This window comes from Aquitalea sp. ASV11 (genome assembly GCF_016429185.1).
GTDB lineage: Bacteria > Pseudomonadota > Gammaproteobacteria > Burkholderiales > Chromobacteriaceae > Aquitalea > Aquitalea pelogenes.
Map to the genome: position 1 here is coordinate 62,350 of NZ_JAELUD010000002.1, position 12,658 is coordinate 75,007.

Sequence of the window (12,658 nt, forward strand, 5' to 3'; positions counted from 1 at the left end):
CATCTGGAGAGGTGGATGAGTGGTTTAAGTCGCACGCCTGGAAAGCGTGTTTAGGGTAATACCCTAACGGGGGTTCGAATCCCCCCCTCTCCGCCAAACATCTACATTAAAGCCCTGATTATTCAGGGCTTTTTTGTTTTAACCGAAAAACGGTGGGCCATTGGGTGGGCCACTTGATGCTTGCTGTTCTAGGCCGCTATTGGACGAAGTCGGCCGATAAGTTGGATTCAGACTGTAACTTTGCGGCCGTTTTGGCACTCGTTTGCACTTTTATTGTCACCGTCGATTTGCAGGGTTTTTGGCACGATTTGCGCTTCTTTTGTCACTGGGAGCAAAAAATCATGACTTTCTAACGCCTGCACTGTTCCTGCTTCATCAATTGCACACCGTATTCTGACCACTGGGTTCTGAGCTCCTCGTCCTTCTGCGGATGGCAAAATTTCATAACTTCAAGTGCTATCCAGGAACTCTTTACTCTCCGAAAACTACCCTTGTTGCTTCTTGATTATGCATGCCAATGCTCAAGACATGCCCTACCAGTCAACGCGATTGATTTTTTCCCGAAAATGGTAGTATTTTCATCGCCATCAGCTTCCGTCAGCGCCGGAGGGTAGGATGAATACCAGTGAAGTGCTTGAAATGATGACTCGACCACCTTCTGGGCCAGGTTTGGGCTGGATTCAGCTTCCCATCGAATACGCCAAGCTGGTGTCCGCGCTGGCTAACAGTCTTGATGAGTACGAGCTTGCCATGCTGGTTGAATTCGGCCGGCAGATATACTTTGCGGGCGAGCAGCCACCATACCGTTCGCCAGGTGTCACGTTGCAAGAATGAACAAACCATCTTGCATTCGCACCGGACTGGATGGTTATCGGGACTCAAACTGTATTTTGTTCGGTTTGATGGGCTGGATGTCGAGAGGGGATCAGGCCCATATCAACAGCATCACACCATGCCATGGCAGCATGAAGAGCTACTGTTATTGCATCTTCTTTACTCTCTTGCAGATCCATCAGACCTGAATAGATAGCGAGAAAACGCTCGTCATCAGTAAAGCTGATGCCTGACCAACCTTCCCATTTGTTGTCGCCCGCATGGTGGATGGCAAAAATACGGATCGTTTTGCCCAGATAGACCACTGTATCGGTGAACATTGTGTCTCCTGTAGCTGTCTGCGACCTGGGCAAATTATGCTGTCTGTGTTTCTGCAGGTGTAACTGCGGGCAGTGCCTCCACAATCAGCAAATCAATCAGCTTACTGCGGGATGCGATGTGATGGTCAAAGCGCCATTCCTTTAGCAAGTCCATGGCTACATCAAAGTAGCGCTGATCTATCTGATACAACTTGTCGATACTGAAGCTTTCTTTCATTTGCAAAGCGATAGCCAACTGCTTGAGAACCTGTACCTGTTCTGGGTTTTCTCCACTATCAATCAGACGGCGAATTTTCTTTGCGGCATTCATGATGCTACCTCCAGGCTGCAGCGTGTATACGTTTTCAAACTTTGCAATTATATGCCATTCAATTTCTTTTTTTCTTTGTTTTTGCTTATGGCTTGATCTGAAGCAGGGGTGGTGCCCAGTGACGCGCAATTCATCACTGAGTATGAAGCATCGTGGTGGCAGTCACGATAAAGACATAATTTCATGTCAAAATTTGCCAAGCCCGAAAAGGGCTTGCCGTTCTGCAAGTTGTCTCTCTTCCTGTTGTAAATTTGCTCCATACGCAAGGTGGAGCATTTTTTTTACCGGCGTATTGGATGTTGACTGACAAGTGACTGTGAGTGAAAGCAAACTGGCTTGACCTGCCTAATTGGGCGCGCGGTTATAGCCGGCAAACTCAAACTCCGCCCGGTGTTCTGGTGTGGCTGGAGTGTGCCCGACACGTATGGCGGACATTGCAATCATTACGTATGTGTTGAGTCTTGCAGCAAGGTGTTTTGTGCCATGTATGCTTTTACAAATGCTTGCAGCGGTAATGGCTTGGCAAACAAGTAACCTTGCCCGTAGTCGACTCCCAACTGCTGCAATTGCTCTGCTTGCAGTTCGTTTTCAATTCCCTCCGCAACCAACTGCGAACCGACTGCCCGACCAATACTCACGATTTCCGGTATCAGGCTGGAACGTAACACGTGATCTTCCATTTCATGCACGAAAGTCCGGTCGATTTTAAGGACATCAGGTGCCAGATGTTTAACTCTGCCCAGATTCGAATAGCCTGTCCCGAAGTCATCTACTGAAATGGCAAAGCCTGCCTTGCGTAAGGCAGCGATTTCATGGATTACCGTGTCATCGTAGCTGTGTTCCACGATTTCCAGACCCAGTTGCAAGTCTGGTCTGTCTAGTGCTCTCAGTAACGGACTCAGGAAGTTGGCCAATGCATGAAATGAGATGTTTTTGGGCATCAGATTGACCGCAACCTTGAAGCCATTTGTGATGGGCATACTCTGTGCCAACTCTGCCATGGCGTGCTGAAGCATATAGGTGTCCAGCTCCCATTCCAGTCCCTGTCTGACGATTTCCGGTAGTGCTTCTTGTGGGGCAACGATGCAGTCACCATCACGAATGCGCATCAACACCTCGCAGCCAATCCAATGCCTGGATTTGAGATCAACGATAGGCTGGTAGTAGCACTGTATTCCGCCTTCCTTCAGCAAATTGCGTAGCCGGGCACCAATGCTTTTTTGGCGTGCCAGAACAGGGGTGACAAAAGCGGTAATCAATAAGCCGGAGAACATGATGGTCACCAGCAAGAGCACAAACATCGGCTCTTGGCGCAGTAAAATGTCCTGGCCTGACAAGTAGGACTGAATGACCCACGGTGTGCCCGGAATGTAATCGGTACGGACCAAGCTCATGATGGTCCAGTCGAATCCCTGCTTTGGCCGTTTCAGTGCTGTCTGTTCATCAAAGTAAGTGCTCCAGAACGGGGTGATTCTGTCACTCTGATAGACCCTGCTGGGTAGTGCATCCGCTAGTTGTAAACCAAGTACGTCTACATCCCTGATCAAGCTTGAAAAGCTCTGCTGATTAACCACCACAAAAAATTGTCCCTGCTGCATGATCAAGGCTTTGTAATGGTTCGGACCCATTGCGAGTGGGAAATTGAACCAGATGGACTGATCCACCCCATTCCGGATTTCCCGCAGGGTCGGTAACTCCAGAGGGGCCGGCTCCGGTAAAATACCAGCGACAGCCGAGCATATTCGCCGATTCTGATGGTCTACAAATCCGATGTCACGAACGAAGCGGGTGGCAAAAACCAGCTGGCGTGCTTGAGCAAGTGCAGCATCGCTGCAATCAGGACGCAGGTGCTTGTTCAGATGGTGTAAGAGAAATTCTTCCTCATCGGTCACACTGGAAATGGCGCGCTCCAGTCGCTGATGTGACTTGGCAAGTGTGTTGCTTTCAACGAGCGCCAACACAAATGCTATCGTGAACAGGCCCAGCAGACTTGCCAGCACACCACAGGCGATGCCATAGCCACAGGCATGTACACCGACATGTTTGCGTAGACGATTGAGCACAGTTGGCCTTACTTTCCCCAGGATTGACCAAATTTCTCACTATTTGATTGCGTGATTCTTACAGATTTGTAATTCACTCAATGTAAAACAAGTTGAGTTCATCGAACCTTGGACTAATGCTGATAACGGTGTTCAGTCAGATGCAGAAAATGTAGTCCACAAAAATCATTTTCATTGATTTTTTGCGCAAATAATCCATTTTGCGTATTTTTCATTTCAATGGTATCGGTATGCTTGTATCAACTCTCAAGTTCAAGTAAGCCATGGTCGGTTTACTTTTCTTCCTTTTCAACCAAGGAGATGCTTGATGCCGATACCTGATGATTTGCATGTCCAGGAAGCGGCCATTCTGGAACGCAAAGCATTTGCAGCCATGGAGAGTGGACATCTGGCTTTCCGGCAAGGAAAGATCAGTGCGATAGAGTTATTCTTGCTGGCTGACCAATGGGAGTTGGCTGAGGAAGCGTTGCGCTGTCTGGAAAAAACAGCACAAAGCAGCTGATTTCTACGTGTACTTTGGAGTGTGCCTGCTTGAATGGTGGCAAGGACCGTCAGCACATTAAGGTGGCCCCGGAGTATCGCGCTAGTACCCGCCATGCAGACCTGATTTTTATTGGCTCAGGCAGTATTGCCCTAGTTTTTGCAAATCAAGCAAGGTGAGTAAACGAGGTCCATGGGCTGTTTGCAGTGAGACATGGCCTGATGCAGCATCCGCTACCCATGCATTTTCGTCCGTAGTAGATGATGATTCTGCCTGAGGGATAGGGCGGCCATTGTCGATGGTAATCAGCCTGGGTACTGAAAAACCAACAATGCCGTACTCTGTTTGCACCACCAGAATGCTGGCGGTGTTGCTGACGGGTGACTGCGGCACCCCTAACACCGAACTGAGACAAAAAGTCGGGATGGCTTGTTCACGACTGACAACCAGGCCTGCCTGCTTCCCTCCGGAGCAAGTCAGTAATTTACCTTCAGACCACGGCAGGATTTGCAAGACTTGATCCACCCGGCAGGCAATCTCACCATTCACGTCCACAGTCAGAACATGCAGGGTTTGTTTTCCTCCGGGGCCGTCACCTGCTTGCAGGCTATCCGCTTGGGGAGCGTTATCCGGCATGGTGATGTGAGCGATATCACGCAGTGTTTGCCGGTTGCGCAGCTGGGTATCGGCAATCAACAGAAAGTGTTGCTGGCCGTCGTTGTTGATGCCAAGCGTATCGGCTGGTAAATCATGGACAGACACCACGCCAATAAAGTTGGCAGCGTCCTTGAAGGAGCGTGCTGGCAGTGGCATGGGATGGAAATGACTCAGTTTGACGACGTCGAAAATGTTTTCAACGGTAAATGCAAGATAGCCATCCTCATAGCGGATGACAAAGGCCTGCCTGGGAGGCACGCCCGGCTGATCTATCCCCAATGTTCCCAGCAAACTGAGTACGGGAATACGCAAATTCTGATAACGGATGATGCCCAGACAAAAACCGGACTTTATCGGTGAGCTTTCAATGACCGGGTTGAGGATGATGGTGTGAACAACGGTGGCGTCAATGGCAAGCGGCACCCCACCACTACTCATCAGCATCAGGTGATGAATTGTACCGCCGATGGTGTTGTTATCCGCCATGTCGGTTTCGGCCTGCCCTTGCTCGGTAACCGGGATGCCCGGCAAGGCACACAATCTGTCAGCATCAATTACACTGACTGGCCGTTGATCCCCCGGAAGCGTGAAGCCACCCGTGATGATGTGCTCCTTGTCACTATCCACAACCAGTTGCGCTTCACAATCCACGACCTGCTGAACATCCGATGCCAGCAGACCAAGCACGCGATTATGTGTCGTGACCACAACCACGTTATGCAGTGTTGCTGATTCGCTGCCATCTGACATCAAAACCCGAAGGTCGATGACAGGAATCAGTACGTCACGCAGGCTGAAACACCCTTTCAAAGCAGGGTGCCTGCCCGGCATGCTATTGAGTACCGGGCAGGGCACCACTTCTCTCAGGCATTCGATATCCAGTGCCAGCAAGCTATCGTTGACGGCGAAAATTCCGTAACGACGGGAAGTCACTTAATTGCTCCCGGTATTGCCGCCGTTGCGGGCAAGCGAGGTAATCAAGTGTTTGACCTCCGTGGTCAGCTCTGCCTGGCGCCGGGTAACATCGACAATTTCCTGGATGCTGCTTGCTGTCTGCTCTACACCATGGTGGATTCCCTTGAAGTTGCTGGCAGCACGCTGACTGGCCTCTATGCCCTGATCAACCTGGCCGTCTGCCAGCTGAACCTGCTCGGTGATTTCCTGTGCCGCTTTGGAGCAGCGTTCTGCCAGCTTGCGGACTTCGGCTGCCACAACAGAAAAACCTACACCGTGCTGACCCGCCCGCGCCGCTTCGATGGCTGCATTGAATGCCAGCAGGTTGGTCTGATTGGCAATTTCACTGATTACACCGACAATCTCTGCGATGCGATCAGCACTACGGCGTATCTTCGCAATCAGCTGCAAGGATTGTTCCAGTGCCTGACTTCCCTCACTGGCCACGGATGCAGCCTGCCCGGAAAGAACCGAAGCTTGTCCGGAGAGGGTCGCCACCATATTGATGCTTTCCACCAGAATGCTGACGCTGTTTGCCATTTCGCGGGATTTCTGCGAGATTTCACGCTCCATCTGCACTTCTTTGGTTACGTCATAAGCGTATTTGATGATTTTGCAGACTGCGCCGTTCAGATCGAGAATGGGATTGTATGTGGCCTGAATCCATACATCGCGACTGAACTTTCCCACCCGGTGAAAGCGTCCACTGATGAACTTTCCTTCACTCAGACTTAACCAGAAGTCGCGATATTCCGCGCTATGAGTATATTCAGCGGTGCAGAAGATGCTGTGGTGATGCCCCTGGATTTCTCGCAGCGTATAGCCCATGGCAGCGAGGAAATTACGGTTTGCCGTCAGGATATTACCTTGCAAGTCGAACTCCACCATGGCTTGTCCAGCGTTGATGGCATCTACCTTGGCCCGGTATTCGGCATTATGCAGTTTGGCCTGGGTGATATCACTGGCAATCTTCACCACCTTGATTGGCTGGCCGCTGGGATTGAGAACCGGATTGTAGGTTGCCTGAATCCATACTTCTTTTCCGCCATTGGCAATTCGCTTGTATTCCCCCGAGAAGAATTCCCCGCGTGCCAGACGCTCCCAGAAGTTCTGGTAATCTGCTTTGGATATTTCTTGTGGATCAACAAACATCCGGTGATGCATCCCCTGGATTTGCTCCAGGCGATAGCCCATCAAGGCCAGGAAATTATCATTGGCGCCAAGCACCTTACCGCTGAGGTCAAACTCAATCACCGCCTGGGCACGATTAATGGCCGACAGTTTTCCCTCGGTTTCCAGCCGTTCCAGTTTCTCTTTGGTGATGTCACGTGCCAGAAGAATCACTTTGGACAATTCCCCTGCCAGACCAGTGACGGGAGTCAAGGTAAGGCTGATCCATACCTCTTGCCGTCCAGCAGCCTGAAAGCGCATTTCACCGCAGTGGACATGGCCACGGTGTAACTCGCGCCAGATGTCCTGATTGGCTGCGCTATCTTGGTCTTCTTCAAACAGCAGCTTTTGCAGACCCTTGCCAAGCATTTCGGAATGGGTATAGCCAAGAACCTGGCATAGCTGTTCGTTGCATTGAATGAAATTGCTTTCACGATCAAGTTCTGCGTAGCACAGGCTTTCGCTGACGGCCTTCAAACGGCTGCGGTTCTCCTGTGCATCCTGCTTTTCCGAAGTAATGTCACTACAATATTTCACCACCTTGACCGGCTTTCCCTCCAGGTCAAAGATAGGGTTATAAGTAGCCTGTATCCAGATGCGCTTACCATTTTTGCCGATACGAAGATACTCGCCAGCATCAAACTCACCCTTGTTCATTTTCTGCCAGAATGCCCGATAGGCAGGGCTCTCTGCCTCTTCTTCGGTCACAAACAAACGATGATGCTGGCCCTTGATTTCATCCAGCTCATAACCCATCAGTTTCAGGAAGTTCTGGTTTGCCTGCTGGACAATACCTGCCATATCGAATTCGATGACGCCCTGGGAGCGGGAAATTGCATTCACCTTGCCTTCATCTTCCAGGGCTTTTTCTTTGGCTGCGGTAATGTCTGTGGCGTACTTCACCACTTTGAAAGGCTTGCCATCCAGCCCCAGGATGGGTGTATAGGTTGCCTGCAGCCATACGGGCTGGTGGCGGTGATTCAGGCGCAGGAACTCACCACTTTGTGCCCGTCCCTCACGTAACGCATTCCAGAAATTTTCGTAGGCATCACTCTGGGAAACTTCTACCGGGCAGAACATGCTGTGATGTTGGCCGATTACCCCTTCGTGCGAGTAACCCATCAATCTCAGGAAAATGTCGTTGACAGCGACGATGCGGCCATCGAGGTCAAATTCGATAACGCATTGCGACTGCTCGGCTGCATACACTTTGCCTTGATCTTCGTGCTGGGCCTTTTTTCGCGCGGTGATGTCCGCCGTGAATTTGATGATCCTGTAAGGGGCACCATCTTCATTGAGCAGGGGGTTGTAATACGCCTGGATGTAGATATCTTCGCCGCTGGCTTTCTTGCGGTGAAATTCGCCACTGACGGCCTCTCCATTGCACAAGGCTTTCCATAGCGCATCGTATTCACCGCTGTTGACCTGCGATTCAATCCAGATGGCGTGGTGGTGTTTGCCAATCAACATATCCCGCTTGAAACCGAACAAGCGCAAGAAATTATCATTGGCTTCAACAATGATGCCGTGCAAGTCAAACTCGACAATAGCTTGATTGCGGTTGATGGCTTTGAAGAATTCGGATATGTCCCGCAGTTCACTGGAGGCTTCTCCTCCGCAAACGCGTAGCGCCTCGCTGATGCGGGCAGTGGCTTCATTGATCATGTGGCACACCTCCTGTGATGTTCTATAGACAGGAGTATCGCTCGGTGCAACTTTTCAATGTATTTGTCAGAAAATGCAATAAATCGGCTTTTTTTTAAATAAATACAATCAAGTTGCGCAATTCTGCATTCTCAGTGCATGAGTGATGGCATCCATGACCGCTTCCTCCGCTTGCAGACAAGACAGCTTCCTGCATGTCTGAGTCATCACCCCTGCGCACCCGGATAAAACAGCAGATCTTGCCGACATCTCGTCAGCCAACGCCCATCCCACATCTCTTCTTCTGCATTCAGGGATCAGTGCCGACATTGCCTGGCAATGCCGCCCTTAACAGTAGCCCGTCGCACTTCATGCCTCTCGAAAATGCGGTTGCAGATGAAGTAGCAGCTGTGCTGACCGTTTCGATCAGTCTGGAAGGTGGACACCCCTTGGCCATTCCGGCTTGGCGCGATGACAAGTCACAGTCGTCCATTTGCTTGATCTCCGAGCTGCACAGGTACGAAGAAGCGTCACATCTATGACGAAGATATTGTTCTTGAAAAGTAAACCAGCTCTGCTAACAAAGATAAAAGTAAGTTATTCAATGCATGGTGCCGATGCTTTTTAATCAAATGATTTAAAAACATCCAATTTCACTCAAATCAGCGGCTAGCGGGAGCTAGGGAGGTCAAGATGGCTTTGGTTAAAAAGACACCGGTCAAGGTTGAAGCAGATCCGGAGGTGAAGAGGCTGGTCGGTCAGAACAGTTTGCGCGAGGCAGAAGCACAGCGTCGCAAAGCCAGAACTCTGGCCAAGCAGCAACAGGCGGCAGAACGCATTGCTGCTGCCTGTTCACAACTGGCTTCCGGCATCAATCAGGCAGCTTCAGCGGCAGAAGAACTGCGCCGGGCCAGTGACCAGATTGCAAGTGGTGCGGAGCAGGCATCCGGAGCTGCCCAGCAGTCCTTGCGCGCCATTGACCATATGAGCCGGGATATTGCCGAGCAGAAAGTCGCTGCCAATAGCGCCAAGGGCAAGGCAGAGGCCATGCAGCAGATTGCCCGCCAGATTAATGGTTCGGTATCGCTGACCATTGGCAATATCAGGCTGGCTGCCGAACGGCAGAAGACTTCGACCCAGATGGTGGGTGAGCTGGAGCGTCAGGCTTCGAATATTGGCGATATCGTCAAGGCAGTTGCCCGCATTGCAGACCAGACCAATCTGCTGGCTCTGAATGCCGCCATCGAAGCAGCACGTGCCGGTAAGCATGGCAAAGGGTTTGCCGTTGTGGCCGACGAAGTGCGCACGCTGGCTGAAACCTCGGAAAAAAGTGCCAAGGAAATCCAGGAGCTGGTCTCGCAAATCCAGCAAGAAGTCAATGTGATCTCTACCCGCATCAATCAGGCTGCCACCACCATTGAGCAGGAGGTAGACAGAAGCACTGTGATTACCAACCAGCTGGAGGTGATTCGCCTGGCTTGTCAGGATATTGCCGCAGATGCCGTAACCCTGCTGAATGCGGCAAGCGAGTCGGAAAAGGCGGGTGAGCAAGCCATGCAGGGCGCAGAGGCGATTGCTGCCGCGGCTGAGGAGCAATCTGCAGCCTGCGAAGAGAGCAACAAAACCGTTGGCGAGCAAAGCCTGGCGCTGTCCGAGTGCGAGCAGGCCGCGCAAAGTCTGTCTGAACTGTCGGATGAGCTGAAGAACTCCACCGATATCAACAAGAGCGCGGAAGACGTGGCGGCTGCTGCCGAAGAGTTGTCTGCCAGTATCCAGGAAATCAATCGTTCCAGTTCCCAGGTCATGCTGGCGCTGGACCAGATTCGCAAAGGTGCCCAGCAACAGGCAGCAGCCACTGCACAATCATCTTCCGCCATCAACCAGATCGAGTCCGGCCTGAAGCTGACCGAGGCTCGCTGTCAATCCTCGCTGGAAAAAGCCAACAACATCCAGGAATTGCTGGATGAGAACAAGAAGCTGATTGACAGCCTTATCAAGGTAATCGGGGATTCTGTGTCCGATAGTCAGGGCAGTCTCAAACAAATCAAGGATCTGGCACTGATTTCACGCCGTATCGACAAGATTGTGGATGCCATTACCACGGTGTCGATCCAGACAAACATGCTGGCGGTGAATGGTGCGATTGAAGCGGCGCGCGCAGGCGAGTTCGGCAAGGGCTTTGTAGTGGTGGCGACAGATATCCGGAATCTGGCACATGACTCGGCCGAGAATGCCGACCGCATCAAGGACATGGTGAAGGACATCCAGGACCAGGTCGGCTTTGTGCAGCGGGATATCGAAGAAATCATGCAAGGTGCCATCTCGGAGGCAGACAAAGCCAAAGTTGTGGTGCAGGACATGCAGCAAATAGAAATCGATGTTGCCGATATCCTGGCCAGCAACAGGTCTGCTCTGGATAAGTCGCAGCTGATTGTTGCCATGGTGAAGGAAGTAAAAGGCGGTGTCGAACAGATTGCCGGCGCATCCGCCGAAGCTGAGAAGGCGGCGGAGCAGGCGAGCGTAGCAGCCAAACAGCAGGCACAAGGCGCTGAAGAGCTGTCTGCTGCAATCGAAGAGATTGCCTCTCTGGCGGATGAGCTGCAGAGCAACGGCTAAGCCATCGGCTGGAGAAAGACACCATGTCTACAAGTGATGAACAGGCTGCCGAGCTGCAGCTGGAGCCACCGCAGGATGATGAAGTCAGCGGTGCGGATGGCAGCCATTATGTGACCTTCTGCGTGGAGGGGGAGCTGTTTGCCGTCCCGATGGCGCCGGTACAGGAAATCATCCGGGTTCCCGGTATTGTCCACTTGCCACTGGCACCGACAGCCCTGGACGGCTTGGCCAATTTGCGTGGCAAGGTGTTACCCATCCTCTCTCTGCGCAGATTGTTCGGCCTGCCGGACCGTGCGGCGGATGAAGCAACCCGTGCGCTGGTCATCAATTTGGGTATGCCGCTTGGTTTCCTGGTGGATCACGTGGCCAGCGTGGTCAGCGCTCGTGACGAAGATATCCAGTCTACCGACACCTTGCCCGACAGTGCACGCAGTGAGTTTCTGCAAGGTGTGATCAAGGATGGGAACGGACGCCTCATTCTGCTGCTTGATTTCCAGGTTCTGATTGACCGTCATTTTTCCGGCATTCAGTTGCGACAGGAGCATGGTGGGTCTGAAGTTGCCCTGAGCGTATCGCAGCAGGAAATGTTGTGCGATGAAAGCGACGATGAACGTCAGCTTGTTTCGTTCAGTGTGGATGGTCAGGAATACGCCATTGATATCCAGGATGTGCAGGAAATCGTCCAGATGGATGGCCAGTTGGTGCGGGTGCCGCAGTCCGAGGCAGCACAGCTGGGCGTGGTTACTTTGCGCTCCCGACTCTTGCCGCTCATTTCGCTGCGCAGATTGTTTGGCATGCCATACGACCAGGACAGAGAGCAGGACCGCGTGGTGGTGATTCACCTTGGCGGTGAGCAGATGGTTGGTCTGGTGACCGATAGTGTCAGCGAAGTATTGCGTGTGCCTTTCAACCTGATTGATGAAGTGCCGGGCATGTGGAATCGCCGCGAGACCCGCGAAATCAATGCCATTTGCCGGCTTGAGGATGGGGGGCGGCTGGTTTCCATTCTGGATGTCGGACAGATGTTCGATGAAGTAGAGCTGGCACGGACCGATGCTGCAGAAGAGGGAGAGAGTGATATGGCAAGTGATGACGGTCTGGTGGCTGATGCGGATGGTCATGACGAGGACGAGCAGGTGGTGGTGTTCCGGCTGGGCAAGGAGGAATTCGGTGTGCCCATCATGTCGGTCCAGGAAATCGTCCGCGTGCCGGAGCAGCTGACATTTCTGCCCACCGCACCCGATTACATGGAAGGCGTCATCAATCTGCGAGGCACGGTATTGCCGGTGATTGACCAGCGCCGGCGTCTGGGACTGGGCTCCATCGAAAGAAGTGAACGGCAGCGCATCATGGTGTATCTGCTGCGCGGCTTGCGCACAGGTTTCATTGTGGATTCCGTTGCCGAAGTGTTGAAAGTACCCCGCCATTCCTTCGAGCCTGCGCCTGACATGGGTGAAGGAAGCAGCCGGCTGATCTGCCGGGTGGCCAATCTGCAAAAGCAGGGCCGTCTGATCATGATGATAGACCCGGGAATGCTGCTGGACGACGGGGAGGTCGGCTCGCTGCAAATGTCACTGGAGCAGCCCGCCTGACGGCGGGGAGGAGGTGA

At 52.2% G+C, this 12,658-nt stretch carries 9 protein-coding genes and 1 tRNA gene; 5 read left to right on the forward strand and 5 right to left on the reverse strand.

Going from position 1 to position 12,658, the window contains the following annotated elements; genetic code table 11:
- Window positions 1–5: 5 nt before the first annotated feature.
- Window positions 6–96 (forward strand) — tRNA-Ser (locus tag JHD62_RS01330).
- A 519-nt stretch (window positions 97–615) separates the two neighbouring features.
- Entirely contained in the window at window positions 616–834 is a 219-nt protein-coding gene (locus JHD62_RS01335; protein ID WP_199101448.1) for a hypothetical protein, read from the forward strand.
- A gap of 44 nt (window positions 835–878) precedes the next feature.
- Here the strand turns inward: JHD62_RS01335 and JHD62_RS01340 are convergent, their stop codons facing one another.
- From JHD62_RS01340 to JHD62_RS01350, 3 genes are all read right to left on the reverse strand, one after another.
- Window positions 879–1,154 carry a hypothetical protein gene (locus JHD62_RS01340; protein ID WP_199101449.1) on the reverse strand — a complete coding sequence of 92 codons (276 nt, stop codon included), beginning with the start codon at window positions 1,152–1,154 and terminating at the stop codon, window positions 879–881.
- Window positions 1,155–1,188: 34 nt separating this feature from the next.
- Complete coding sequence (locus JHD62_RS01345) at window positions 1,189–1,464, reverse strand: hypothetical protein (protein WP_199101450.1); 276 nt, start codon at window positions 1,462–1,464, stop codon at window positions 1,189–1,191.
- Window positions 1,465–1,907: 443 nt separating this feature from the next.
- Window positions 1,908–3,527: an EAL domain-containing protein gene (locus JHD62_RS01350; RefSeq protein WP_199101451.1), complete on the reverse strand. Its 1,620-nt coding sequence runs from the start codon at window positions 3,525–3,527 to the stop codon at window positions 1,908–1,910.
- Window positions 3,528–3,834: 307 nt separating this feature from the next.
- Between JHD62_RS01350 and JHD62_RS01355 the strand changes: the two genes are divergently transcribed.
- A complete protein-coding gene (locus JHD62_RS01355; RefSeq protein WP_199101452.1) occupies window positions 3,835–4,029 on the forward strand; it encodes a hypothetical protein in 195 nt (64 codons plus the stop codon).
- Between the two features lie 108 nt (window positions 4,030–4,137).
- Here the strand turns inward: JHD62_RS01355 and JHD62_RS01360 are convergent, their stop codons facing one another.
- Both JHD62_RS01360 and JHD62_RS01365 read right to left on the reverse strand, forming a co-directional pair.
- Window positions 4,138–5,598 carry a chemotaxis protein CheW gene (locus tag JHD62_RS01360; protein WP_199101453.1) on the reverse strand — a complete coding sequence of 487 codons (1,461 nt, stop codon included), beginning with the start codon at window positions 5,596–5,598 and terminating at the stop codon, window positions 4,138–4,140.
- Window positions 5,599–8,454 carry a PAS domain-containing methyl-accepting chemotaxis protein gene (locus JHD62_RS01365; RefSeq protein ID WP_199101454.1) on the reverse strand — a complete coding sequence of 952 codons (2,856 nt, stop codon included), beginning with the start codon at window positions 8,452–8,454 and terminating at the stop codon, window positions 5,599–5,601.
- A gap of 672 nt (window positions 8,455–9,126) precedes the next feature.
- Here JHD62_RS01365 and JHD62_RS01370 point away from each other — a divergent pair.
- Entirely contained in the window at window positions 9,127–11,049 is a 1,923-nt protein-coding gene (locus JHD62_RS01370) for a methyl-accepting chemotaxis protein (RefSeq protein WP_199101455.1), read from the forward strand.
- Between the two features lie 23 nt (window positions 11,050–11,072).
- Window positions 11,073–12,641, forward strand: coding sequence for a chemotaxis protein CheW (locus JHD62_RS01375; RefSeq protein ID WP_199101456.1), 1,569 nt, complete (start codon window positions 11,073–11,075; stop codon window positions 12,639–12,641).
- The last annotated feature ends 17 nt before the right edge of the window (window positions 12,642–12,658 follow it).

What these genes read in the sequence shown, in the direction of transcription:
- JHD62_RS01335 (WP_199101448.1), top strand. Translation starts at nt 616, where the DNA reads ATGAATACCAGTGAAGTGCTTGAAATGATGACTCGACCACCTTCTGGG.
- JHD62_RS01340 (WP_199101449.1), bottom strand. Translation starts at nt 1,154, where the DNA reads ATGTTCACCGATACAGTGGTCTATCTGGGCAAAACGATCCGTATTTTT.
- JHD62_RS01345 (WP_199101450.1), bottom strand. Translation starts at nt 1,464, where the DNA reads ATGAATGCCGCAAAGAAAATTCGCCGTCTGATTGATAGTGGAGAAAAC.
- JHD62_RS01355 (WP_199101452.1), top strand. Translation starts at nt 3,835, where the DNA reads ATGCCGATACCTGATGATTTGCATGTCCAGGAAGCGGCCATTCTGGAA.
- JHD62_RS01365 (WP_199101454.1), bottom strand. Translation starts at nt 8,454, where the DNA reads ATGATCAATGAAGCCACTGCCCGCATCAGCGAGGCGCTACGCGTTTGC.
- JHD62_RS01370 (WP_199101455.1), top strand. Translation starts at nt 9,127, where the DNA reads ATGGCTTTGGTTAAAAAGACACCGGTCAAGGTTGAAGCAGATCCGGAG.
- JHD62_RS01375 (WP_199101456.1), top strand. Translation starts at nt 11,073, where the DNA reads ATGTCTACAAGTGATGAACAGGCTGCCGAGCTGCAGCTGGAGCCACCG.